Source organism: Brevibacillus sp. Leaf182 (assembly GCF_001423865.2).
Taxonomy (GTDB): Bacteria; Bacillota; Bacilli; order Brevibacillales; family Brevibacillaceae; genus Brevibacillus; species Brevibacillus brevis_C.
The window spans coordinates 235,328-260,632 of the sequence record NZ_LMPN02000023.1 but is presented as its reverse complement, the minus strand read 5'-3'; the positions used below and the strand labels follow the sequence as shown (position 1 = coordinate 260,632).

23 protein-coding genes are annotated in these 25,305 nt (G+C 49.3%); 5 read left to right on the top strand and 18 right to left on the bottom strand.

The window, feature by feature from the left end:
• Position 1: 1 nt before the first annotated feature.
• Positions 2 to 1,378, top strand: coding sequence for a YheC/YheD family endospore coat-associated protein (locus tag ASG16_RS14685; protein ID WP_056496790.1), 1,377 nt, complete (start codon positions 2 to 4; stop codon positions 1,376 to 1,378).
• Positions 1,379 to 1,419: 41 nt separating this feature from the next.
• On the top strand, positions 1,420 to 2,727 hold the full coding sequence (locus ASG16_RS14680) for a YheC/YheD family endospore coat-associated protein (protein ID WP_056496793.1): 1,308 nt from the start codon (positions 1,420 to 1,422) through the stop codon (positions 2,725 to 2,727).
• A 24-nt stretch (positions 2,728 to 2,751) separates the two neighbouring features.
• Here ASG16_RS14680 and ASG16_RS30685 read toward each other — a convergent pair whose 3' ends face one another.
• Positions 2,752 to 2,940 (bottom strand): hypothetical protein, encoded by a 189-nt coding sequence (locus tag ASG16_RS30685; protein ID WP_157966773.1) that lies wholly within the window; start codon positions 2,938 to 2,940, stop codon positions 2,752 to 2,754.
• Positions 2,941 to 3,064: 124 nt separating this feature from the next.
• Here ASG16_RS30685 and ASG16_RS14670 point away from each other — a divergent pair, with 124 nt between their 5' ends.
• Positions 3,065 to 3,868: a hypothetical protein gene (locus ASG16_RS14670; RefSeq protein ID WP_056496796.1), complete on the top strand. Its 804-nt coding sequence runs from the start codon at positions 3,065 to 3,067 to the stop codon at positions 3,866 to 3,868.
• A gap of 57 nt (positions 3,869 to 3,925) precedes the next feature.
• Here the strand turns inward: ASG16_RS14670 and ASG16_RS14665 are convergent, their stop codons facing one another.
• The 11 genes from ASG16_RS14665 to ASG16_RS14615 all read right to left on the bottom strand — a co-directional run bounded on the left by ASG16_RS14665 (position 3,926) and on the right by ASG16_RS14615 (position 17,322).
• Positions 3,926 to 4,432, bottom strand: coding sequence for a hypothetical protein (locus ASG16_RS14665; protein WP_056496797.1), 507 nt, complete (start codon positions 4,430 to 4,432; stop codon positions 3,926 to 3,928).
• A 68-nt stretch (positions 4,433 to 4,500) separates the two neighbouring features.
• Positions 4,501 to 6,180, bottom strand: coding sequence for a hypothetical protein (locus tag ASG16_RS14660; RefSeq protein ID WP_056496800.1), 1,680 nt, complete (start codon positions 6,178 to 6,180; stop codon positions 4,501 to 4,503).
• 3 nt (positions 6,181 to 6,183) lie between these two features.
• A complete protein-coding gene (locus ASG16_RS14655) occupies positions 6,184 to 7,098 on the bottom strand; it encodes a hypothetical protein (RefSeq protein WP_056496803.1) in 915 nt (304 codons plus the stop codon).
• Positions 7,098 to 8,120 carry a bifunctional UDP-N-acetylglucosamine diphosphorylase/glucosamine-1-phosphate N-acetyltransferase GlmU gene (gene glmU, locus ASG16_RS14650; RefSeq protein ID WP_056496806.1) on the bottom strand — a complete coding sequence of 341 codons (1,023 nt, stop codon included), beginning with the start codon at positions 8,118 to 8,120 and terminating at the stop codon, positions 7,098 to 7,100. Before glmU ends, ASG16_RS14655 begins: the two co-directional genes overlap by 1 nt.
• Entirely contained in the window at positions 8,117 to 8,323 is a 207-nt protein-coding gene (locus ASG16_RS14645; RefSeq protein ID WP_048031679.1) for a hypothetical protein, read from the bottom strand. The genes glmU and ASG16_RS14645 overlap by 4 nt, the downstream gene beginning before the upstream one ends.
• A 53-nt stretch (positions 8,324 to 8,376) precedes the next feature.
• Positions 8,377 to 10,209: a glutamine--fructose-6-phosphate transaminase (isomerizing) gene (gene glmS / locus ASG16_RS14640; protein WP_056496810.1), complete on the bottom strand. Its 1,833-nt coding sequence runs from the start codon at positions 10,207 to 10,209 to the stop codon at positions 8,377 to 8,379.
• A 44-nt stretch (positions 10,210 to 10,253) separates the two neighbouring features.
• Positions 10,254 to 11,615: a nucleotide sugar dehydrogenase gene (locus ASG16_RS14635; protein WP_048031677.1), complete on the bottom strand. Its 1,362-nt coding sequence runs from the start codon at positions 11,613 to 11,615 to the stop codon at positions 10,254 to 10,256.
• Between the two features lie 30 nt (positions 11,616 to 11,645).
• Positions 11,646 to 12,437, bottom strand: coding sequence for a response regulator transcription factor (locus ASG16_RS14630; protein ID WP_056496811.1), 792 nt, complete (start codon positions 12,435 to 12,437; stop codon positions 11,646 to 11,648).
• Positions 12,434 to 13,876 (bottom strand): glycosyltransferase family 2 protein, encoded by a 1,443-nt coding sequence (locus tag ASG16_RS14625; protein ID WP_056496814.1) that lies wholly within the window; start codon positions 13,874 to 13,876, stop codon positions 12,434 to 12,436. Before ASG16_RS14625 ends, ASG16_RS14630 begins: the two co-directional genes overlap by 4 nt.
• A 17-nt stretch (positions 13,877 to 13,893) precedes the next feature.
• On the bottom strand, positions 13,894 to 15,078 hold the full coding sequence (locus tag ASG16_RS14620) for a HEAT repeat domain-containing protein (protein WP_056496817.1): 1,185 nt from the start codon (positions 15,076 to 15,078) through the stop codon (positions 13,894 to 13,896).
• Positions 15,079 to 15,099: 21 nt separating this feature from the next.
• The gene (locus tag ASG16_RS14615) at positions 15,100 to 17,322 is read right to left on the bottom strand and encodes a hypothetical protein (protein WP_056496820.1); all 2,223 of its coding nucleotides are present in this window, start codon (positions 17,320 to 17,322) and stop codon (positions 15,100 to 15,102) included.
• Positions 17,323 to 17,762: 440 nt separating this feature from the next.
• Here ASG16_RS14615 and ASG16_RS14610 point away from each other — a divergent pair, with 440 nt between their 5' ends.
• A complete protein-coding gene (locus ASG16_RS14610; RefSeq protein WP_056496823.1) occupies positions 17,763 to 18,677 on the top strand; it encodes an NAD(P)/FAD-dependent oxidoreductase in 915 nt (304 codons plus the stop codon).
• A gap of 99 nt (positions 18,678 to 18,776) precedes the next feature.
• Here the strand turns inward: ASG16_RS14610 and ASG16_RS14605 are convergent, their stop codons facing one another.
• The 3 genes from ASG16_RS14605 to ASG16_RS14595 are packed head-to-tail and all read right to left on the bottom strand — an operon-like array spanning position 18,777 to position 20,561.
• Entirely contained in the window at positions 18,777 to 19,331 is a 555-nt protein-coding gene (locus ASG16_RS14605) for a peroxiredoxin (RefSeq protein WP_056496826.1), read from the bottom strand.
• 36 nt (positions 19,332 to 19,367) lie between these two features.
• The gene (locus tag ASG16_RS14600; protein ID WP_056496829.1) at positions 19,368 to 19,616 is read right to left on the bottom strand and encodes a glutaredoxin family protein; all 249 of its coding nucleotides are present in this window, start codon (positions 19,614 to 19,616) and stop codon (positions 19,368 to 19,370) included.
• Positions 19,617 to 19,637: 21 nt separating this feature from the next.
• Positions 19,638 to 20,561 carry an NAD(P)/FAD-dependent oxidoreductase gene (locus ASG16_RS14595; RefSeq protein ID WP_056496832.1) on the bottom strand — a complete coding sequence of 308 codons (924 nt, stop codon included), beginning with the start codon at positions 20,559 to 20,561 and terminating at the stop codon, positions 19,638 to 19,640.
• Between the two features lie 393 nt (positions 20,562 to 20,954).
• Here ASG16_RS14595 and nhaC point away from each other — a divergent pair, with 393 nt between their 5' ends.
• Entirely contained in the window at positions 20,955 to 22,307 is a 1,353-nt protein-coding gene (gene nhaC, locus ASG16_RS14590; RefSeq protein WP_056496834.1) for a Na+/H+ antiporter NhaC, read from the top strand.
• On the opposite strand, the gene ASG16_RS14585 is transcribed toward nhaC, so the two are convergent.
• The 3 genes from ASG16_RS14585 to ASG16_RS14575 are packed head-to-tail and all read right to left on the bottom strand — an operon-like array spanning position 22,304 to position 25,285.
• Positions 22,304 to 23,518 carry a sensor domain-containing diguanylate cyclase gene (locus ASG16_RS14585; RefSeq protein ID WP_056496836.1) on the bottom strand — a complete coding sequence of 405 codons (1,215 nt, stop codon included), beginning with the start codon at positions 23,516 to 23,518 and terminating at the stop codon, positions 22,304 to 22,306. The genes nhaC and ASG16_RS14585 overlap by 4 nt on opposite strands.
• A 27-nt stretch (positions 23,519 to 23,545) precedes the next feature.
• Positions 23,546 to 23,860, bottom strand: a complete 315-nt coding sequence (locus ASG16_RS14580; protein ID WP_007725309.1) for a DUF3870 domain-containing protein — start codon at positions 23,858 to 23,860, stop codon at positions 23,546 to 23,548.
• 12 nt (positions 23,861 to 23,872) lie between these two features.
• Entirely contained in the window at positions 23,873 to 25,285 is a 1,413-nt protein-coding gene (locus ASG16_RS14575) for an ATP-binding protein (protein ID WP_056496837.1), read from the bottom strand.
• Positions 25,286 to 25,305: the final 20 nt, after the last annotated feature.

The following is a 25,305-nucleotide window of genomic DNA, read 5'->3' as shown; positions in this document are numbered from 1 at the left end:
CATGGAAACGTTCAGAATGCGGCTTCGCTTCCTTTCCAACCCCCGTATCAGTGGGATTATCCTGCCAGCTACTCTCTTCCAACAGCTACAGCTACGACAACGCCAAAAAATTAAAGTCTTACTGGGCAAAAAGGAAGTAGTCGCAACTGTCTTACAAGATAAACGCAATCCGGATACGAATGTCCTGAAAGTGACGACGCTCTTGCAAGCGGAGCTGGGCATTCCACACCCTGGCTTGATCCAACTCAAGCTAGAGGGCTCCGCACTCCGGATCGGTCCTTCAATCGGGATCGTTACGACTGGCATAAGACGAGATCCCAAGCAGCCAATTGGCTCTCGCACCTCGTTTTTTTACAATCTGTTACAGGCTCAAGAAGGGAAGGGTGTTTTCTACTATATCTTTTCCCCAACCGATGTAGACTGGGAATCCAATACGGTCAAAGCGTGGTTTTTGCGCAGAAACAAGTCAGGCGGCTACTTTTGGAAAAAGCATGTTACCGCCATGCCCGATGTCGTCTATGATCGTATCCCCTCTCGTTCGGCAGAAAAACATGAAGCCGTTCAGGAATTCAAGTATCGACTCGCCAGTTACCCCAATTTACCGATGTTCAATCAGGGCTTTTTTAACAAATGGGGCGTACATCAACTGCTGTATCCGAATCCAGAAGTGAATGAGCATATCCCGGAGACTTACACCTCTCCTTCCCTTACGACTGTTCGAAACTTGCTGCGTAAATACCCTATCGTTTATTTAAAGCCCAAAAATGGAAGTCTCGGGTACGGTATTGTCAAAGTTGTTCGCCAGACAGGCGGTGGCTTTACTGCCTCCTATCATACAAGCAGCGGCAATGTAAAAAGGCAATTTTCCAAGCTGTCCAGCCTTTATCAGCATGTCTTCCGCAGTAGGCGAGTCAGTGCGTATCTGGCACAACAGGGCATTCCGCTCATGACATTCCATGGACGTCCGTTTGATTTTCGTGTTCACTTGCATAAAAATCAGCAAAACGAGTGGGTTGTCTCCTGCACCGCAGCCAAGGTTGCCGGTTCTGGCAGCGTAACTACCCACGTACGTACAGGTGGAACCGTCATCCCCGGCGATGACCTGTTGCAGCACCTGTTTGGCAGACAAAAAGCCCTCATGACCCAGCGCATTTCAGAAGCGTCGATCCGTCTGGCTACCGCAATTGAACTGGCCAAAGGGATTGATTTAGGCGAATTAGGGCTGGACATGGGAATTGATACGCAAGGCCATGTCTGGATGTTCGAAGCGAATTCCAAGCCTGGCCGTTCTATATTCAAGCACGCTCGTCTCAGGCAGGCTGATCACGAATCACGCAAGCTGCTCGTCGATTATAGCTGTTATTTGGCCAATTTCTAGTCGCACGCGATCTGTACCGTTTTTCAGGAAGGAGGAACACCATGCTTCAGCAGCGCTCCGGGTGGCTGACGATCCTCCCTAGCGGTAGATGGTTCGTACAGTTACCTCGGCTAGTCCTTAAACGCTCGCCAAAGCCACTGGTCGCCAGTCTCGGTCCCTTTTCTCATACGAAACGGATATACGCTGGTTTACCCCGCGTGCAAGCAAGCCGTATTCGTACACGCATTAACTGGAAAATGGCGGGCGACTCCCTGAAGCTTGGCCCATTATTTGGCATATTGACCGTTGGTGAAGGGGCAACATTTTTAGGAAATCGTGAGAACTTCAAGGATATTACTCAATCGGGGAAGCAATGGGGTGCACTCGTATTTGTGTTCACTCCACAAGGAATCAATTGGGAGAAGAAAAAGGTGCGCGGCTATTTGTACAACAGTCGTCTAAACTCGTGGCAAGAGGTGATTCTACCTTTCCCCCATGTGGTTTACAACCGAATTCCGACGAGAAAAGCAGAACGGCGACCTGAAGTCCGCAGAGCATTGAACCGCATACATGAGATGCCAAATGTCACATTGTTTAATCGCGGCTTTTTTGACAAGCAACAGCTCTTTACGATGCTTGAGTCCCACTTGGAAGTGCAAGCTTTTCTACCGGAGACAAAACAATTGGACACCTTGGCTCGCTTTCGAAGCTTTTGCACAGAACATCGCTTTGTCTACTTGAAACCCGTGCGCGGTAGAGCTGGTCAGGGAATTATGCGCATTGACTTCAGAAACGATAAGTGGTTCCTGCAACGGTTAAAGGAGCAAAAGGCCATTACTCGCCGCTTTTCCAATTTGAATGACGTATGGAAGCATATTAGACTTCATGTCAAACAGCAGAAGTACATCATGCAGCAAGGTATTCGTCGTGCCCGTTACAACGGCAAACCTTTTGATGTGCGCGTCCTCGTACAGAAAGATGGCGAGGGCGAGTGGAGCGTAACCGGAGTTGGCATCAGAAGGTCTGGCTCGCAAAGCATCACCACTCATGTGCCACGCGGCGGCTCGATCCACTCGTTATCAACCGTTATGCAAGCCTTGTTTCAAAATAATCACGAGCAAATGGAAAGACTCATTCACGATACGGCGCTCGCCATCGCACGGTCATTAAATGCAGAATGGACAGATTTGGCTGAGATGTCGATGGACCTTGGCTTGACAGAAGAAGGAAAGCTTTGGCTCTTTGAAGCGAATGCAAAGCCGGAGAAATTCGATGAACCATCGATTCGACGATTATCGTTAGCGAATTTGATCCACTACGCACAGCATGTCTCTCACTTGCAAAGCAAGCGAGGGAGTGCCGCAGGATAAGGGAGTCGAGCAGCACTCGCTGATTCACAGACGTCCTTGGTGCGATTTGCCCGTCAGGAAGGGGAACGGCGCATCACCCAACGAACGACTGGCTGACGCGATTGACCCCAAGGCTGTTGGCTCATGATGGGTCAATCCTTCCTGGTTGTAGATAAACGCTACCGCAATAGGTGAATCGGCATGCTGGCTGTACGCGCGGGTAGCACTGAACAATGAGGCAAGTCTCACGTTTTGAAATAAAGGAACATGCCGTTTAGACTCCGGCATGTTTTTTTCGTTATCGGATGCATGACCTGATCAACCTTGGAAAAAATACTCCATGGAGGTGGTCTTAACCATGACCCATATACTTAACAACATGATGCACGCCCAGCAACAACCGCAATTTTTTGGAGCAATGAGCCCTGCAGGTGCTATGTTCCAACAAGGATTCGCCGGAACAAACGTACAAGAAGTACAGCATTGGAATCACGGCGGTCATGCCCAATCCATCGGAACTCCTTCATTGGGTATGTCCTCCGGTGGGGCACAATCGATTTTCTCCCCAGGTTTTGCAAATACGAATGTCCAAGAAGTGAGACAACTTAACCACACTGGCTATCCACAACAACAGCAGCATTACGGCTATGCTCAAAATCAAGCACTTCAATCCATGCAAAACCAATCCACTGGCTATGCACAAGGCCAGCAAGCTGGCTACATACAAGCTCAGCCTTCTTATCAGCAATCGGTTGGACAAGGCTCCATTTTCTCTCCAGGCTTTGCCGGCACGAATGTTCAAGAGGTTCAAGCTCGTAATCAAGCTGGCTATAGCGGCTACGGAGGACAAGCTGGCTATACGAACCAAGCAGCGTATCCACCAGCGATGACAGGCAGTATTTTTTCGCCTGGCTTTGCCAATACCAATGTCCAGGAAGTTCGCCAGTTGAATAACACTGGCTATGGCATGCAAGCGCAACAAAGTCAGCAGCTCCAACCACAGGCATATGCCAATCAAGCGTACAGCAATCAGGCTGGCGTAGGAGCACAATCGATCTACTCTCCTGGCTTTGCAGGCACGAACACACAAGAGGTTCGCCAATTGAACACCCCAGGCCAACTGGCTCCTCACACAGGCTCCATTTTCCCTGGCACTTTCTAAATGAGAAAAGCGTGACCATCCATCGCGACGGTCACGCTTTTTGTTATGAGTGATCGTTTAGCAGTCTACCTTTCCCCAAATCGCCTGATACACGGCATGCAAATCTTGCAGACTCTCTTCATCCACTGTAAAAATGATGCTGCCAAACACGTAGGCATCCTTTTGCACGCAGGACCATCCATCCCCGTTTGGTTGAAACTGCGCCTCCACACACGCCTCCGTCTGTTCCAGCAGTTGCCGTACCGCTACATGCTTTTCCAACGATGATCGATATCTTTCTATCACTTGCGCAAGACGTTCATCCTGACGCGCCAGCCGATACAGGGCAAGCTCAATCTGGAGCCAGCAGGTCACATAAAAATGGAACTCCAAAAATAACGTGTGCACGGCTGCACGGATTTTGTTGTGGTCACCAGCTTCCAAGGCTGCACGTGCTTCCTGTTTTTTCTCCTGAATCAGGTCAAAATGACTAACTGCTCCACGGTAAAACTTGCGCACCACGTTGTACAACATCTCTGGCGTACGCTGCGGAAGATTTCGATGTCGGTTTTGCACATCTCGCATGGCTTGTTCTCCTCTTTCCGACGCTCGTTTTCTTCTATTTTACAACAAAGGTGCACGATGCAGGCAGCCTACTCTTTCCCGTTTTTCCAGTAGTCATACGCATGAATGGCGAGCCCCCAATAAGAGGAGTACCGATCCAGCACTTTTGTCACCAGATCTAGCTGTCGATCCATTTCGCCCATGCCTTCCTCGTAAAAGGTGATTCCGTTCCCTTCGTGGCTCTCTTTCGTCTCCACAGCGACGACCAGCTTTTTCTGGAGGCTCTCTGCGTACTTCATCTGATTTTCAACCAAGCCGATGATGCCGGGAGCTCGATCACGAAAAGCCATCAAGGTCGTATGATCAAGCTGTTTGATCATCCAATGCGAAAACGGCAGCTCGGGCTGACCTGGAGTCGGTGTCTTGTCCAGCCACGCCGCGAGGTCGACGCTTGCTTCCAAGGAAGTTCCGTTCTTGGTCTCTTCGACAAAAGCTTCGATGTTACCCATCCACTGGCGTAAAACTGCCTCTTTATCCTCACGCCAGGCAGGAAGGACGTACGGCTCAATATCTAAGTGAATGCCGTGAAATTGCTCTTCTGTCGAGACAGACTCATTGTAGGCTTTCACCCAATTCACGAGCTTTATGATCTTGCTCCGACTTTCAGACATCGCCCAAATCGGATGACCGCCCATCGCATGAACCTCGATCCCCGCTTCACGAGCCTCTCTCACGAAATCGCGATAATAGGAAGTCGGTTGCTCCAAATCTAGACGAACATAGAGGAGATTCACCCCATTTTGTTCCGCAAAGGAGAGAATTTCCTCCTTTTCCGTGCCAATCAATTCTGCACGCCATATGTAGGTGCCTTTGTAGCGTTGCTTCGTTTCCGGGGGCAGTGGAATCGCCTCCTTCCAGTTGCGATAATCATGAATCGCGACACCAGAGAAGGACGGATGCTGTGCCAAATGTGCAGGCAATTGCTCTAATTGCTGTTTCATGAGAGCCGGACCTTCCTCTGCAAAAGAAGTGTGGTCTTCATCCAGCGGCTTCATATTCACAGCAACCAGGACACGCGACTCTAATTCATCCGCTTCCTTCATTTCCTGATCAATCAAGTTCAGGATGCCGTTCTGACCGGAAAGTGTGTCGCGATACGCCATGATACATACCGTATCAAACTGGCTGATCATCCATTTGGACAAGGACATCTCTTCTTGTCCCGGAACGGGAATATCGTCCAGCCAAAATGGAATGGCTGCACTGGCAACCAAATCCTCGTCTTTTGACACCTCGGCTGTGAACGCCTGCACATTGGCTTGCCATTCACGGATAATCCTCTTCTGATCGGCCTCCCAAAAAGGTAGGAGATACGGCTCGATGTCTAACTGAATCCCGCGAATTCGCTCATTCTTCTGCGCTTCACGGTTGTAGCTTTTTACCCAGTGGACGATATTCATCATCCGCTTTTCATTGCTTTTGAGTGCCCATGCCGGATGGCCAGCAACCGCATGAACTTCGATCCCCATCTCTGTCGCTTCGCGGATAAAATCGCGGTAGTAATCATAGGGCTTGTTCATTTCGATTCGCAAGTAGACGAGATTAATATCGTTACTTTTGCAGAAATCGAGAATCTCTTGTTTCTCTCTCCCGATCATTTCGGACTGCCAGATCCACGTTGCTTTACTCTTCTTCTCCGCGGGGGAAAAGCCGAACAGAAAGCCGACCGTCAGGCAGAGAACACTCAAATAGATGCGCGCAGCTTTCATTCGTCAAAGTTGCTCCTCTCGTTGACTTGCGTGCTTCCAGCTCTCGTAATCATGGATCGCACTTCCTGCAAACGCCGGATTGCTAGACAGCTCCTCCTGTAAAATGGCCAACTGGTTGTTCATCTCTTTTGTGCCTTCTTCATAAAAGCTCACATGAGCGCCTTCCATCGTTTCCATGATGTTGACGCCTACGATGACCGACCCTTTTTTGCGTACATTGGCATCATCGACGATCTTTTCTACGATTTGGACGATCCCATTTTGCCCAAGGGCTTGATTCCGGTAGGCCATTAACGTAATACTGTCGAGTCGCTGCACCATCCAGTTGCTCACTTTTTCATCACTGTCAGGAACGTTTACGGAGTCGATCCAAAAAGGCAAGTCGGCACCGACAGCGAGATCCGTATCCTTCTTCGTCTCTGCCGTCAGATAGCTGACGTTTTCCAGCCATTGCCGGACGATTTCTCCCTGGTCTTCCTTCCATGCAGGCAACAAATACGGCTCGATATCGACGTGAATCCCCGAGAATCGTTCATCTGACTTGGCACTGCGATTGAACGCCTTCACCCAGGAGATCAGATCGTCGATGCTCTGGCGATTCGCAGTTAACGCCCAATTGGGGTCACCGCCAAGTGCCTCAACCTTAATACCTGCCTGGTTGGCTTTTTCAATGAAGGTACGATACGTCTGGGGCGCAACAGATGCTGGTTCAACGTGAAGATAGATCAGGTTGATGTCGTTTTTCTCGGCAAACGCGATCATTTCATCGGTTTGGGTCTCTATTTGCTTGGCGTCCCATATCCAGGTTGCTTTTGTCAGGGCGGAGCGGGTGTTTGCCAACGACAGCATGATGATCGAAGCCACTGTTACAAGGAGCAGTGCTATCCAAAGCCAGCTATATCGACGAATTACCTGCATCAGCGCTGGTCGATACCGTACTGTTGTGTCGTCGCTCCCACTCCAGCAAAAGCCCGCTCAGCAAACGTACTGCCGTCAACCGCTGAAAACGGCTGAATTCTCGTGTAATCCTCGATGCTCTTGTTTTTGACCAGCGCGTGCGGCCCGATCTGGCAGCCTTCACCGATCTGTGTGTCGCCAAAAAGGCAGGTTCCCGGATAGAGCACCGTATCACGCCCGATCATTACGTCCGAATCGATGTACGTCGAGCTCGGGTCTATCATCGTAACTCCGTTTCGCATATGGAAATCGTTGATTCGCTTGCGCATCAGTTGTTCCAAATCAGCGAGCTGCACACGATCATTGACGCCATTGCCTTCTTCGGGATCATCCGTTGCAAACGCCGTGACCAAATGACCTTGCTCTTGCAAAAGCCCTAGAACGTCCGGCAAGTAAAACTCCCCTTGCGCGTTTTCGTTGGAGACCATCGGCAGCATTGAAAACAGCTTTTGATTGTCGAAGCAAAAGATTCCGGTGCTGATCTCGTTCACCTTTTTTTGGCCCAAGGTCGCGTCTTTTTCCTCGATAATTTTACGGACATCGCCGTTCTCATCGCGAATGATCCTGCCATAGCCTGTAGGCTCGTCCACAATGGCGGTCAAAACCGTGGCTGCTGCCTGTTTCAACTGGTGATATTCGAGCAAACTGCGCAGCGTCTGTTCTTGTACGAGCGGGGTATCGCCATTCATGACAATCGTCACGCCATCCTGCGCTCCAAGAATTTCCTGGCTCATCCAAACAGCATGAGCAGTACCCAGTTGTTCCGGTTGATACGCATACTGAACGCGGTTTTTCAACTGCTCTTTGACCACTTCGGCTCCGTGGCCGACAACGACGACCAAGTGGCGAAGTGACAATGCTTCCAATGTCTCTACGACATGTTCAATCATCGGCTTCCCGCAGATTGGATGCATGACCTTGTAGAGCGAAGATTTCATTCTGGTTCCTTTTCCTGCTGCAAGTACTACTGCATGTATGTTCATCCTATCGCCTCCGTCTTGGTCAGCTCCCCTTTTGCAAGCTGACCTTGTTGGATTTGCTGATCGAAGTATGGTTTCAATTCGTAAGTCAGTGTGTCAATCATCATGGTCAAATTAATGTCTTTCCTCTGCACGCCCAGCTGATAGGCCTGAAGCATAATCTCCAGTAATTTCTCCTGATTCAACGTCCGATTCGAGGTGTTCATTCATCTTTCCCCCTTCTTGAATGCTCTACCTTCCTTACGACTGACGTTTGTGTTTACTCAACTGTTACACTTTTGGCCAAATTTCGTGGACGATCTACGTCATTGCCAAGCGCAACAGAAGTGTAATAGGAAATGAGCTGAAGGGGGATAACGCCTAGAACAGGTGTAAGTAAGGCATCTGTCTGCGGAATCAGGCAAACATCATCAACTGAGCGATGCAGCTCTACATGTCCTTCCAAGGTAATACCGAGAACTTTTGCTCCACGGGCTTTCACTTCTGTAATATTACTGATCATTTTCTCATGCAGCTCATCTTGTGTAGCCAGGGCGATGACTCTCGTTCCCTCTTCGATCAGCGCCAGCGTACCGTGCTTTAGCTCTCCTGCCGCATACGCCTCCGAGTGAATATACGAGATTTCCTTTAGCTTGAGCGAGCCTTCCATAGATACCGCATGATCGAGTCCTCGTCCGATGAAAAACAGATGCTGCTCGTCCTTGATCGATTCAGCAAAATGACGTATCTCATCTGCATGCTCGAGTATATGCTCGACTTGATCAGGAAGACCGGTCAGTTGGTGAAGCAGTGAAGCACGGGTATCAGCGTCCAGTGTCCCCTTCGCTTGTGCCAAATAGATGCCGAGCAAGTAAAACGCGATCAACTGCGAGGTATATGCCTTCGTCGAAGCAACCGCGATTTCCGGACCTGCATTTGTCGTAATCACGTCATCGGCATCACGAGCAATCGAGCTGCCGACTACATTCGTAATAGCGAGTACTGCTGAGCCGTTTCGTTTGGCTTCCCGCATGGCTGCCAATGTATCTGCTGTCTCCCCTGATTGACTGACGGCAATCGTAAGCGTATTGGGCTGAAAGAGCGGGCGACGGTAACGAAACTCCGACGCTACATCTACTTCTACCGGAATCTGTGCCAGTCGTTCAATCACATGCTTGCCGATCAAGCCCGCATGATAAGCGGTACCGCATGCGACAATGTAGATTTTCTCCACACGCTTGGCACTCGCTTCCGATAGCTGAAGATTGGGGAAAACAACCTTTTGCTGGGTAGCATCGATTCGACCTGTCATGGTATTGCGCAGGGCACGCGGCTGCTCGTAAATTTCCTTTTGCATATAGTGAGCGAAGCCGTCTTTTTCCGCTTGCTCCTTGTCCCACTCAATACGCACCAGCTCTCGCTCGATTGGCTCCGTTGTATCCAGACGCATGAGGTGAACTGAATCTTTGGTCAGAATCGCCAGGTCTCCGTCTTCGAGAACGTACACATCGCGCGTATGCTCCAGGATCGCCGGGATATCAGAACCGATAAAATTCTCATTCTCCCCTACCCCGATAATCAACGGGCTTGCCATACGAACTGCAATCAGCTTGTCAGGCTCATGCTCCGTCATCACACCGAGAGCAAATGCTCCGCGAATTTTGCCAGCGACCTTCTGCACTGCCGCAACCAGGTTGTCATTGTATTCCTGCGCCAAAAGGTGCACGATGACCTCCGTATCCGTCTCCGAAGTAAACGTCACGCCTTTTTCGATCAACTCCTGCTTGAGATCCAGATAGTTCTCGATAATGCCGTTATGCACGATCGAGAACTTGCCGGATTGATCAAAATGAGGATGAGAGTTTTCATCAGACGGTCGTCCGTGGGTCGCCCAGCGCGTATGTCCAATGCCGATGGAGCCCTGCAAGCCGGACTTTTGGGTTTGGCTCTCCAGTACGTCAATTCTGCCTTTTGCTTTGCGAATGCCGATGGTTGCTCCGTCACAAATCGCAATGCCAGCCGAATCGTAGCCTCTGTATTCCAGCTTTCGCAGCCCATTGATTAGAATCGGCTGCGCTTCCTTGTTCCCGATATATCCCATAATTCCGCACATGTCATCGGTTCCTCCCTTGTTGCGTATACTGTTCGGACTTTGTATTATGCGAGCAAGCTGACAACTTCCTTCTCCTGCCTGATAGCGACGGAGGTTCCGATGCGATATACATTCGGATTCGTGATGCCCTCAAACGCATTTCGTGTATCGATAATGGCCACTCCCAAATCCGCCAGCTCCTGATAGGCAAAGCATTGGTGATTCGTAATGAGCACCATGCAATCGTAAGTCTTGAACGCCTCGTAGTCATTGGCGATGGAATGGACGATCTCGCCTTTTTTATTCACAAAGCTCTGCGCATACGGGTCGTAATAGTCGACAGTTGCTCCGCTATTGGTGAACAGCTCGTAAATTTCCAGACCTGGTGATTCCCGCAGGTCATCAACTTCCGGCTTGTAGGCCATGCCGAGAATCAAGATACGCGAGCTGTTGATCGCTTTCGCGTAAATGTTGAGCACCTGTGCTGTCTTATTGCGCACATAGTCCGGCATGTTGTCATTAATCGATTGGGCGATCTCAATAAATTGGCTGTGAAAACGAAAGCCCTTGGCCTTCCACGACAAATACATCGGATCGAGCGGTATGCAATGCCCACCGATTCCGGGTCCCGGGTAAAACGGCATGAACCCGAAAGGCTTGGTCGATGCGGCCTTGATTACTTCCCAAACATTGATGCCCATTCTGTCGCACATCATCGCCATCTCATTCATGAAGGCAATATTGACGCTACGGAAGGTGTTCTCCAAAAGCTTGGACATCTCCGCCACCTTTGGCGAAGAAACCGGCACGACGGTCTTGACCAGGCTGCCGTACAAGAGTGTGCCTAACTCTATGCAACGTTCTGTCGTTCCGCCGATCACCTTTGGCGTATTGTACGTACTGTATTTGCGATTGCCCGGATCGACCCTCTCCGGCGAGTAGCAGAGGAAAAAGTCGATGCCAGCCCGATACCCCAGCTTTTCAAATTCCCGCTGGATCAGCTCTTCCGTCGTTCCCGGATAGGTTGTACTCTCCAGCGTAATGAGCATTCCTCTTTTCATGAATCGCTTGATTTGCTCGACAACGTTTGTAATGTAAGAGGTGTCCGGGTCCTGATTGGGACTGAGTGGCGTTGGAACGCAAATGCTGATCGCATCCAGCTCCTCGATTACGCTATAATCGGTCGTCGGAAAAAAGCGGTTGGTCGCGAGGCATTCCTGCAAGGTTTCATTGGAAATATCCTGAACATAAGACTCTCCCCTTTTCAGGCTCTCGATTTTTCCGCCATGCAGATCGATTCCGATTACGGTATAACCGCTCTTGATCGTCTCTACCGCCAGCGGCAGCCCTACATACCCAAGCCCAATGACACCCACTTTTGCTGTCTTTCGTTGAATCTTCTGTTGCAGTTCCTCGTATCTCGCCATCCTCGTTTCTCTCCCTTTCTCTTTCTAGAATTATGAAATCAGCCTTTTCACCCTGGCTTCCAGTTCTACCGGGGAGAATGGTTTTGTAATGTAATCAGATGCTCCCATCGCAAACGATTTTTGCACATCTTCTTCCAGTCGTTTGTCAGTGAGCACCATAATCTTGCTCATAGAAGCGCTGATATGCTTGATTTTTTCCATGAGCTGGTATCCATTGAGGATAGGGAGATTCAGGTCGGTAATGACAAGATCAGGGGCGACCTCCTGATATTTTTCCATGCCGTCCATCCCGTCATTGGCTACCGTAACGAGATACCCTTTGCGTTGAAAATAGATGCTCAAAAACTCGTTGACAGTCTCATCATGGTTAACCAGCAAAATACTTGCCGGCTCCTCTTTTTGAGCGGGATTCTGCTCGTAAATCTTGATCTCCCCATGAGTGCCTGGCTCTCTCATCTCTTGGACCATCCGCATCAGCATTTGACCGGACGAGCGAGAGCTTTCGGGAAAACTCGCAATGAACAGGCTACCTGCTAGCAGTTTGTGCTCTTGCAAATAGTCTTTTACGCGCAAAGCATAGAAATGGGTACTCGAAAGCTTCTGTCCTTCAAGCAGGATTCCGAAGAGCTGCTTGTTTTTGTCATACGCGTAATGTAAAGCAATCTCGGAGCCGTCTCCTGAACGAGTGCCCAGGTCTTGCTTGATCAGCTCCATTGACTCTTTCGTGAGGGTTTTGCAAGCCGCTAGAATAACCCCACACGCCAATTGTTTCTCTTCCATCTTGCTCAGATGCTCGTAAAAAACAGGTACGAGATTACTCATGATCTAGCCTCCAAACTTGAAATGTTTTCGCTGCCCTTCGTCTGCCAGCTCGTCCGCGTCATCGTTCCCCAAGAGTTGTTGTTGCGTAAATATTCAATATGACCGAGGAATCTCCAGATGACACCGATTTGCCGATAGCCGAAGAACATCAGAATCGTATAGAAAAGCATTTTGACGATGTCCCGAAAACGCGGATACCGTCGAAACGCGATTTCCTCCAGCAATAAGGAGCCAATGCCAAGCAGCATGCCATACAGCACATTGAGCAAGCCGTAGATTAAGAGGACGTAGCCGTTGGTCATATCCAGCATGGTGTATCCGATGAGGGCCAATAGACCCGTGATGCGGAAGTACGGATTCAAGGTTTCAAACAAGATATTGAACGGTAGCGTGAGCATCCCGAACAGCTTGTACTTGGGGCGAAACGCCATGTATCTGCCGTACTCAATCATGTTTTTCAGATTCCCGCGTCCCCATCTGCGCCGTTGACTGCCCAAAATTTTGAGTGTATCCGGCGCTTGCGTCCAGCAGACCGCATCGGGGCAAAATGCCACTCGGTACGGCAGCTTGTTTTCCAGCATGTACTTGTGCAGCTTGATGATGATGTTCATGTCTTCACCCGGATACCCCTCGCGATAGCCGCCTACCTTGATAATGTAATCCTTGCGAAAAACTCCGAACGCGCCTGAGACGATAATCAATCCGTTGATCGCGCTCCAGCCGATCCGTCCCCCGAGAAACGCCTTGAGGTATTCGACGGATTGCATCATCGGCAAAAACTTGTCTGGCAAACGAATGTCTTTCACGACACCGTCTTCGATCTTGCAGCCGTTGGCAATGCGGATATCTCCACCGATGGCTACTGTTTCATCCGGGTTTTCCATATACACCTTCGCAATGCGAATCAGCGCGTCTTTTTCCAGCAAGGAATCTGCATCGATAGAAGCGATCAACGGATAGTGGGAGAGATTGATCCCCGCATTGAGCGAGTCAGCTTTTCCTCCGTTCTCTTTGTCGATCAAATACAGATTCGGAAAAGCCGGATTGTGGTAGACTCCCCTGATCTTCGATGTATGAAGAAGCGGCTGTACTGGCATGTGCTCGGAGTAAACCAGTGAAAACTCGTTAATCAATACCTGCAAGGTAGCATCCTTCGATCCATCGTTGACCACGAGCACCTCGTAGCGTGGATAGTTCAAGGATAAGAGCGACCTTACATTTTCAATAATCGTCAGCTCTTCGTTGTATGCTGGCACGAGAATCGAAATCGGCGGAACGTGCTCAGAGCCTGAAAGTGTCTGGAATCTCGAATAGATGGAGCTTTTTAAGATTCCCATGATGCTCTTGAACGAGAACAGCATGATGATGAAGTACAAAGAGTTAATCGCAATGACGTAATAGACCGCAAATACTCCGTAGTAAAGTAGAAACTCTCTCATGGCAGCCTCCTTTCGCTCTATCTTTCCAGTGCCTGAACCGTGGAGATCGTTTTTCGATATGACTTGCGGTACAGATGCAGCTTTTCGTTGTATTGCACGAGCTTCTCTGTCGCTGTCGCACCCTGTAGAACCAGCTTCTCTTTTTCCAGCTCCTCCTGAATCACTTGATGAGCCATCTCGCTCTTATGACCATTTCTCTCTTCCTGCAAAATTTCACACAGGGCAGCAAAGCCTTCGACCTCTAGCTGCGCCAGGCTGCGTGCACTGTGATGACGAACCCACCAGTTCGCATCGCCCACGGCCTTTTTCAGCGAGGGAATGTACGAATGCAATTTCAGTGAGCCAATTGCCTTCGCTGCCATTGCCCGAATTTCCCAATCCTTGTGATTCATAAAATCAGTGACTGTCTGCTCATTCATATAGCGGATATCCCGGCACATGAGCTTGACTGCCTTAATTCGGACTTCCTTGTCAGGCGATTGAATGAGCTGGTATAGCGCAGGCTCAATGCCGGGCTGAACATGCACGGCGTAGCCAATCAGTCCGATTTGGACCAGTTCAGCATCGGATTCTTGTAAAAATTGTGCAAAAAGAGGTGCCGTATCTACCTGCGAATCACTGATGATGTCCACAATGAGCTGGTGGACATTTTTCTTCGCTCTGACAACGTGAGTCACCATTTCCCGCAAATCTTCTGTGTTGCGTGCACATTTGGCGACGGAGCGCGCAATGATAAAAACACTGGTGTCATCTGTGTTTTTTTGCAGGAGGGTGAATAGAGCAGGTACGGCAAGCTTGGAGCGCATGATCCCCAAATTGTATGCGGCATCCACTCTCGTCCATTTCCACCAGCCATTTAGTCTTTGCATGTCCAGCTCTACGAGTCCCATATCCTCGCAGAGCCAGATCAGCTTGTCCCGATGAATGCCTGTGAAGCACTCCATCAGCTCAAACAGCTTTTTCTGAATGATTTGCTTTTCTTTTTGCGTCACATCGCCATAAGGCACTTGCAAGCGCTCCTCTTCTTCCCCGTGTGCTTGCAGGTAAACGAAGTAGTCGCGATATTTTTCCAGACAACGCATGGTCTGTTTCTCCACCGAAATGTTGCGCAGCTTCAGTGCGAACAAGACAAGCAAGCCTAATACTGTCAATCCACATAGCGCGTACAGAAAAACAATTGCCGTCGCCAATGGTGTTTGCACATTTGCCACTCTCCTATCCAATCAAGGCTGAGTCTCGATCTTCACCGGAGCCTCAATCTCATGGAATGCTTTTTTTAGTATGGAATAGCTTTGTTTTTTGCGTTCGTGATAGCCGACCTGCTCCCAGCCTTGCCATGTATACATCGGGAGCTTCGTCACTGCATACGCGTTTTGCCCGACGACTTGTTTCGTCGCTGTATCCACCAAGAGCGGCAGAATGCGTATGCCTTTCGTCTTCTTCGTCGTGAAGCTTTTGCCATCATCCTCATAGCTCATGACGGACAAGGAGCTCGGGTCTGTAAATCCAAGCAGCATCCACGGTACTCTCAGCTCTACCACTTTGCCCTTCGCTTGCCATGCGGTTCGTGAGTCGTACTGCGGGTCTTGGGCATCTGTCGTTCCCCGGATCAGCTTGCCGACCTCGACTTCCTCCAACGGATAGTACTTCTTGCTGTCTGGCGGCTCCATCTCCAGGCTAACGGCCAGCTTCCACGGTTTGAATATCCCGGAATTGTCTTTTTTCTCCGCTTCCTTGACCGTAAGCATGCCATAGCGTTTTCCGTATAAGCGTGCATGAAAATCGTAATTGGCAGCGATTTGAATCTGGCTCTCGTCTGCTTTTCCCAACGCGATCAGCGTCTCTAGCCCCTCATCCAGCGTCAGGCCAGGAAGCTGTTCCGCATGCTTGTTCCCGCCAGGAAGCGTATCAACACCTACATAAAGCTGTTGTTTAGCCGGGTCAAACTCTTCCTTCAACTGAGCAAGGAAATAGACGTACCCTTCATCATGTGTCATCCAGATTTCGTCAACACCCGGAACTTGAACATCGAGGCGTTGCTTCTCTTCTGGCACGAGCTGATCCCAATCTGTGCGATTCCCATCGATGGTCAGCACGCCTTCTTTGTTCGGGTACATGCCAAGGACTCCAAACAAAGACTCATTGGTCAACACGTTGATCCACAGGGAGCGCCGATCTTCCGGCAATTCAAAGCGCATCGTGTTCCACGTTTTTTTGAACCACTCGTCCTGCCAGACGAATACAATTGCTCCCGCATACCCTTCCTGATGAATTTCTTGCAAAAGCTCGACATCGATCTCTCCCTGCTGCTTTTCTGAATGACCACCCTGATTGCGCCCTAAATTGCCCAGATGGGCGACTCCCACCGATGCCGGGACCCCAAATTCCGTCACCATGATCGGCATGTTTTTGTGATACTGCTTCAGTTTTCGCAAATACGCTTTGTACGTATCGATTTGCCCTGCATCGTTCTTCAACTGTTGCAGGGTAGTGTCGTAGCGGAAGAAATCCGGATAATACGGGTACACGTGATAGGAAGCGAAGTAGCCTGCCTCCCACTGTGTTGGCTCTATATGGGTAGGATCGACACTGACCAAATCCTCATGTTGAATCGGCTCTCCCGGATGTGATAAGGGGTCTGTTGTCACCCAATTGGTGAAAGTCATTGGATGCTGCCAACCGTATTTGCTCTCCTCCATTGCGACGGTATCCACCATTTCAGCAATCCAGGTTTCAAAAGCAGTTGCATTCGATGTCGCGTGGAAGTACTTCCCTTGATAGGGTGCAACTTTTTGATGCAGGCGGTTGGTGTTTCGCACCATTACAGGGTCCCACTCAGTCCCTGTGTGCCAGCCGATCAAGTATTTGCCCGCATTGGCACGGTATGTACCACTTGCCTTTCCCGATTTTTCCGGCAGGGTGATATCCCCGTAGACAGCGCCGACTGCATCTTTGATTTCCTGTCGAAACTCCTCGCGAATCTCTGGCAAATAGGCGTCTTTCTTTTCAATCAACAGCTCTTCTGGACTCCAAATGCCTTGCATCAAGTAGAGAGGGTCCCCTTCTTTTCGCTGATTGTAGTCGACCAGCGCTTCATAGAAGACAGGAGAATGGATGGTATACACACGAATGACGTTCGCTCCCATCTCGTCGATCATCGCAAACCAGCGCATGTAATCCTCTCTTGTGATGGGAAGCTCCCCTGGATAATGACCCGGTAACGACGCCCCCAGATTGACGCCTTTCGCGAAAAAGGGCTGCCATTTTTGATTCTGATAGACTTCGAACAGCTCGCCATTCGCGCGAAATTTTAATTGAGCACCTGTAGTCGTCTCCATGCTTTCGACACGGTCTGCTGCCCAAAACCACCAGAAGGCACTTGCCCCCACCACGATCAGCATGGTCAGGCTCATCCAGCGCCATCTTCTCTTTTTTGTTGGCTCCATTCCTCGTCAACCTCCGATATGTTGCCACGTCACAGTCATTGTAAACATAGGGAGCAAGTCGTTCCCATAGACAAAATTCACTATTGTGTCTTTTTCAGATTTGTCATGAAATTGTAATGTTGGGACGGATTCGCCTCCATCGTCCTACGTTTTTTGGAGGGAAGTCCTGCAACCGGGACGGTCTTCTGGCCCACACATTTTCTCAATTAGGTATATTTACTCTTCCTTTTTTTTCCTTTTCGCTTGCGAAAATGGTAGGTTGCTACTATTTGGAAGGCGTTGTATTTTGCCGATATAAGGGAATATTTACAAAAAGAATACAAAGTGTTTCTCGGCTTGATTATCAGGAAGGTTTGTTTATAATAGACATTAAGGGTCTACAATAGGTGCTTTGATACGATATTACGGATATAAAGAATCTATAAAGGTGGTATATAAACATGAATCAACTTATCGATGTAGGGATTATTGGTGGAGGACCAGCAGGTATGAGTGCCGCTCTCGCACTTGGCAGGGCAAGAAAAAGTGTGGTTGTTATCGATGAAGGCCGTCCACGGAATCGCGTTACTCGTGAGTCGCACGGCTTTCTTACGAGAGACGGCATCACTCCGGGCGAATTTCGTCTCATTGCCAGGGAGCAAATCAGCGCCTACCCCTCCGTCCATTTCGTGGAGGATACAGCTTTAACAATCACGGGACACGATGGAAATTTTCTCATTACGACTGCACAGGGAACAACCTATCAAAGCAAAAAGCTGCTATTCGCAGTGGGAATGAAGGACCTCCCGTTGCCTGTTAACGGATTAGAGGAAGTCTATGGAAAAAGTGCTTTTGTCTGCCCTTATTGCGATGGATGGGAATTACGCGACCAGCCACTCGTCTTAATCGCCAATGGAGAGAAGGCATTGCACTTGGCAAAAATGTTGTCTGGTTGGACCAATCAATACACGATCTGCACCAATGAACCAGATGAATTCACGGAAGAACAAAGGTTGGAGCTGTTACAGCATCGCGTTCCTGTCTTTGACTCCCCGATCGAGCGAATTGTATCTGCCGATGGGATGGTTCAGCACGTTGAGCTTACAGATGGCAACAGCATTTCGTGCACAGGGATCTTTTTTGCTCCCAAGCTCGTGGCTGGATCTGACTTGCCGCAAGCATTAGGCTGCCAGGTAACGGAAGCAGGTACGGTCATCGTCGACAGCTTTGGGAAAACGAGCGTATCGGGCGTCTACAGTGCAGGCGATGCAGCATCTACACACTACCAAGTGATTACTGCCGCGGCTCTTGGCTCTGCGGCTGGCATGAGTATCAACAACGAACTGCTTGTAGAGGAATGGAATCGTCAACGTTAGCTCCATCTCCACGTGTTCCTTCCATTGAAAAAGGACAATCCCTCCGTCTGCAAAAGACTGGGGGATTGTCCTTCTTCTTTTATATATAGAAGCAATTGATTACAGTGTCTTCTGTCCTGGCTTCCAGTTCGCCGGGCACAGACCGCCAGCTTGCAGGGCTTGCAAAATACGAGTCGTCTCTGCCACGCTACGACCTACGTTCATGTCTGTTACCACTTGGTAGCGGAGAATGCCGTCTGGATCGATGATGAACAAACCACGGTGAGCAGCACCGGTCTCTTCGTCCAGGACACCATAAGCACGTGCCGTCTCTTTTTTGAAGTCGCTCGCAAGCGGGAAGTTTACTTCACCGATGCCGTTTTCATCGCGTGGTGTTTTGATCCATGCCCGGTGCGTATGTACGCTATCCGTGGATACGCCCAGCACTTCGCAATCCAAATCCTCGAACTCTTCCATGTTGTCACTAAACGAAGTTACTTCTGTCGGGCAAACGAATGTAAAGTCGAACGGCCAGAAGAACAAAATCAGCCATTTTCCTTTGTAATCAGCCAGCGACACACGTTCTTCCAGTGTCTCGATGTTTTTTGTTGTAAGCATGTTAAAGTCAGGCGCTGGTTTTCCTACTTGAAGTTGAATCGTTTGCTGTGTTGTCATGATTAATCTCTCCTTTTATATGGTGTCTGATAGAAATTACTTCGCAGCCTCTTCCAATGCTGCCAGTACTTTTTTGATGCGTGTCGGGTTGAAGCCCAAAATTTGCTTTTCACCAATGACTGTCAAAGGAACAGACATCACGCCTAAACGGCTCAGCTCCTGGCCGTACTCGTCTTTTTCATCAATGTTGCGCTCTTCGAAAGAAATGTTTTGTTCTGTCAAATACGACTTTAATTGCTTGCAGAAGTTGCAATTTGTGCTGGAGTATACGATTGCTTGTGCCATGTTTGTTTCTCTCCTTTTCTTCTATTTGTATTGGGGGACAACTTTGGAACGCTTGTTGATGTATTTGTCTACAGCCATTGCTGCAATGGCACCGTCTGCCGCAGCGACTACTGCTTGCTTCACAGGTGTTTTGCGTACCTCACCCGCTCCAAATACTCCTGGAACAGAAGACTGCATGAACTCATCCAGAATCATAAATCCTTCCTCATCGAGGGGAACTTGTCCATCCAAGAAATCGGTACCCGGCTTGCTGCCAGAAAGGAAGACGAAGACTCCATCAACGGACAGCATTTCTTCTGTTCCTTCTGCCGTGCGAATGCGTAACCCTTCGACCGCCTTCTCTCCCACGATTTCCAATGGGCGTGTACGGAAACGCATTTCCGTGTTCGGCAGCTCAGGTAGTCCTTCTATCCCTTGAAGATCAGCGCGAGGCACCAAGAAAGTGATTTTGTCTGTAAATTTGGTCAGTGCATGCGCTTCTTCCAATGCTTCCTCCGTATCACCGATGACTGCAACGTGCTTGCCTTCATAAAAAGCTCCGTCGCATGTCGCGCAAGTGCTCACACCTCGCCCGAGCAATTGCTCTTCGCCTGGGAGCATACGGTTACGCCCTTTGGAACCAGTCGCTACGATCACGGCCTTCGCTTGGAAAGTACCATGAGCCGTGAAGATGCTTTTTTCCTCATCCTCTACATCTACCGCAGAAATCGTAGTCTGGATGAATTCTGCACCAAAGCCCTCCGCTTGTCTGCGCATTTTATCCAGCAGTTCTTTCCCAGTCATCTCACCTTCCACCCCTGGGTAGTTGGCGATTTTATGTGTCAGGGCAAGCGCCCCGGTTCCGGGTGCCTTATCAATGACGAGCGTCTTTAGATTTCCACGAGCTGTATAAATGGCAGCGGAAGCACCAGCTGGTCCTCCACCGATGATGATGACATCATACATGAGCGGCTCCCCCTTTCCTTATTATCAAATTATAATTATTATCAACTAGGAACAATTATCATTGTACTTGATATAATTTGAAAGTCAATATCTTTTTATAATAATTTTAAATAAGGTCTTATTATAAAAAAGCGCACGAAAAAGTCCGCCCCTCTGAGGAGTAGCGGACGTGACTGATCACTGCCGTTTAGACAACCTATTTTTGCATCTCGCTGCCCTGAATTATTTTACGATTCCGAATTCACCCGATTTCGTTGACGAAACAAGTAATTCAGGATAAAGTACCACTAACACTTGAACGCACAAAAGCAAAGAAGCAAGAAAGCACAAAAGTACGAAAGTAAAAATGTCCCTTCTCACTGCTTCAGCCTGATTTAACAAGGAGTTGCCATTATGAACAAGCCATTATCTTTTTCGCAAAGTATTTGGGTGCTTGTCACCGTATTCGGAATCTTGTTTCCCGCCCTCTTTTGGGGCAAAGTTGAGCCGCATATGCCGCTCTTCCTCGCAACCATAGGAGCTGCCACTCTTCTCTTCCTGTTCGGCGTTCCGTGGAAGCAAATGGAGGAGGGCTTGATCAAAGGCATTCAAACCGCGATCGCCCCCATGCTGATTCTTTCCTTAATCGGCATTTTGATCGGGGTATGGATGATGAGTGGAACTGTTCCGATGATTTTGCACCTCGGCATTTCGCTCATCTCACCGGAGTACTTCACCCTCTCCGCCCTGTTTCTGACGGTGATCGTCTCGACTGTTACAGGAAGCTCTTTTACCACGATCAGTACGGTAGGGGTCGCTATGATGGGGGTCTCGACGGCTCTCGGACTTGATCCATTGATTACAGCCGGAGCCATTATTTGTGGAGCATGCTTCGGGGATAAAATGTCGCCGCTCTCCGACACGACTAACTTTGCAGCAGCTATTGCAGGCGTTTCCTTGTCGGAGCACGTCAAGTTCATGTCACGCACTGCCGTTCCTGCCCTTGTCATTACCGCGATTTTCTTCGGAATTCAAGGACAAAGTGCCAATGTGAATCTAGACGCGATTCAAGAAATCCAGCTTGCTTTGGAACAAAACTTCTCGCTTGGCCTTTTATCGCTACTGCCAGCATTCGTCGTCCTGTTATGCTCAGCGCTGCGAAAACCAATTTTGCCTACATTGGTATTCGGGATTTTAAGCGGGATTGTTACTGCTGCTCTTTCTGAAGGAGTTACTTCTCCGGTCGAATGGATGACTGTCATGCAAAAAGGCTTCGTCAGCAATATCGCCAATGAAGCCGTTGCATCCATTGTGGACCGTGGTGGACTGTTGTCGATGACCTGGTCCCTCGCCTTGATTTTGATTGCCTTGTCTTTAGGGGGCATCCTGCAATACAGCGGTGTGTTTCATTCTCTCTTTTCCGGATTCATCAATCGAATCAAACGAGACGCCGAGATGGTCGGACTTGCCGGATCTTCTTCTATACTCGTGAATCTGCTGACAGGAGAACAATACTTGTCCATCCTGCTCCCTGGACAGATGTTTCGTGAAGCATTTGCAGCTCGCGGAATGGCGGGCAGACGACTGTCTCGTACTCTAGAAGACTGCGGGACACTCGTCAACCCACTCATTCCATGGGGGGTAAGTGGTGCATTCTTTACCGCCACCTTGCATGTATCTACACTGGAATACTTACCTTATGTCATCTACCTGTGGATCTCGCCAATTTTGACGTTTCTATTCGCCATGCGGCAGCAGAAAGCTTAGCCGGCTGCATACACGGTCGTACAGTTTTTTCCTTTGCGCTTGGAGCGGTACAGTGCCTCATCTGCTGCCCGCTTCAAGCCATCAGCCGTGTTTGCGTCTTGAGGGTAGCGCGCAATTCCAACACTGACCGCAATCAAGATGCAGCAATCGTCCTGTGCTAAGGGGCGCAAGCGCAAATACTCCCGAATGGCATGCGCTTTTTCCTCCGCCATCTCCTTGGACGATCCTGGGCAGAGCAGCATGAACTCGTCTCCCGCATAACGATACGCAGTATCCTCCGGTCCGGCCACTTCTTTCATCGCTTCGGCAATTTGCTTAATCAATGCATCCCCTGCATGATGACCATAATGGTCGTTCACCGCTTTTAAGCTGTCGGAATCCAGCATGATCAAAGAGACAGACGCATCCTCTTCACTCAGCAGCTTTTCCAAATCACGATGGAATGCACGATAGTTCGCAATCCCTGTCAGCTCATCCTGAAACGACATCTGGTACATTCGCTCATACAAACGCGCCGTTTCGATAGCACTTGCTACCTGAAAACCAATGATTTTCAGTAGTTCCTCGTGCTCTTTTTTATAGGCGAATTCACGATAAGACTGGGCAGAAATAACGCCCTTGATCTGATTCCCCAGCATGAGTGGAACGAAAATGCATGTATTCGTATCAATTTCTGGGCTTCCCCAGCGAATCATTTCTGGCTCGCTTGGTTCGTTCTTCATCGTCTTGATGTGGATAGTTTCCCGCGTATCAATCACTTTGGACACCATCGCTTGCCCATAGGGAATCGTGAGCGGACCGTAATTGACCCCATTATCGATGCTGATCGGAATTTTGATCTCACTGTCGCCTTCATCATAAAAGGCAATAAAGAAAGCATCTGCACGCATCACGCGCGAGACCAGCTCGAATGCTTTCCACAAAATTTTACTTTCCTCAAACGTTTTCGCAAAAATGTGGCTGAGGTCATGTAAAATCTTCATGTGCTCGGATATCCACATCATTTCGGTTACTTTATTTCGCAGCTCCACAATCTGCTTCAGCAGTTCTGCATGCAAGACACTGTCCTGCTCGGACAGCATACTGTCTACCTCACGAGATAACGCTTCGACCTCGCCAAGCTCGACTGCTTCTATGTTGCCGAGCCATTGGCTATAACGCTCCAACAACTGTCTTGCATACGCTTCTCTAACGTCTTGCTTCTCATGCATAGTTAACCCTCCGGCTATTGGGTAGCTTTACGCTTTTTTTTCATGATATCGCTCAATAGCTGCACGGATGGCTTGCAAGACAGCTCCCTGACCAGGTGCTAAAAAACGTTCTTGGATCGCCTTTGTGATCTCCTGCATGCCATCTGCAACTGTCTTGCCTACCAGCAAGCTCACCAAAAACTCGCTCGTCTTGTCCATGACAAAGGTAAAGCTGGCGTCGCAAATCACTTCGGCGTCTACATCAATGATGAGTACACAGCCAACCATGGTAGAAACCTCGTACAAGGTAGTTCCCTTGGGGATTTGGGCGAAGCCTGCTGTCAGTACCGTATTTTTGTTCATCCAGTCGTCCTCCTAGCTGCTGATCGGCAAGCATACCTCGACTGCCGTTCCGTTACCTGGGGTGCTTATCAACCGCAGAGTCCCCCGATGGTTCTCGATGATTTTGCGGCTCACCATCAATCCCAGGCCCGTCCCCGTTTCCTTCGTCGTGAAAAAAGCCTCTCCCAATCTCGCCAACTGATGAGCCGGGATACCTACGCCATTATCTTCAAACCGAATGACGACTCGGTCATCTTCACACCGCAGCCGAATCACAATTTCTCCATTCCCTGAGGTCGCTTCGATCCCATTTTTCAAAAAGTTAATGAAGGCTTGTTTCAACTGATTCTCATCGCAATGGATCATGGGGACTTCCGATTCGAAAACGACCTGAATCATGACCTTTTTCAAAATCGCCTCCGTCTCCAAGAGCGTCACCACATGCGTGATCAGGTTGGACAGATCGCGGGCTTCAAACACAGCCGTATGCGGCTTCGCCAAGACCAACAGCTCTGTAACAATCATCTCGATCCGCGCCAATTCCGAGCTCATGATCGAGAAGTATTCTGGCTTCCTCATCCCATCCTTTTGCATTAATTGCACAAAGCCTTTTAACGAGGTAAGCGGATTGCGTATCTCATGTGCAATCCCTGCCGCCAATTGCCCGACGAGCGCGAGTTTTTCCGAGTTTTGCAAAAATTCTTGCGCCCGTTTGCGTTCCGTAATATCTCGGATCAGTATGTATAAGGAGGGCTTGTCCTGCATCGGCACGGATGTTCCACACACTTCTACCTCCGTCCGACTGCCATCCAAGCGGATCAGCTCAACCTCAATCGGCGCGGCCGTTTCCCCTTCCTCCAAAATACGGAGTAGCCCCTTGATCTTCGGTACATCACGGGGATGGAAAAACGACTGAAAAGGATACCATAACAGCTCGTCCAAGCCGGAAGCCCCAACTAGTTGCATCCCTGCTTGATTGACGTATTGAAGCTCCCCAGCATGGTAGACGAACGCACCTTCACCCGAAATATCCAATACTCTGCACTGTTCGGAACCATAGCTGTTCCCAAACGAGGCCGGAAGCTTCTGCACCATCGCATAATACCCAATAGACGTGCCTTCCTCCCAAAAGGTTCCATATGTAATATACACGGGAATACTTGCCCCATCCTTATGACGAAAAGCGGAGTAATAAGGTCTCGGATCGCCATTCATCGCAAATTGTGTTTGAAGGCGTACTATTTCCTGTTCTTCCGAAACAGCCAGCTTCCAAAATGAGGCCCCTTCCCATTCTTCTACGGCGTACCCATTCAACACTTGGCAGGCAGGATTGCCTTTAAAAACTCTACCAAATCGATCGAGCAGAAAAGTGGCCTGAATCATTTGATCAAAGAAGGAACGATAGAGATGACCACTTCTCCATCCACTGTCCAATAAGTTTTTCATCGTGCCCCTCCCTCCTGGGA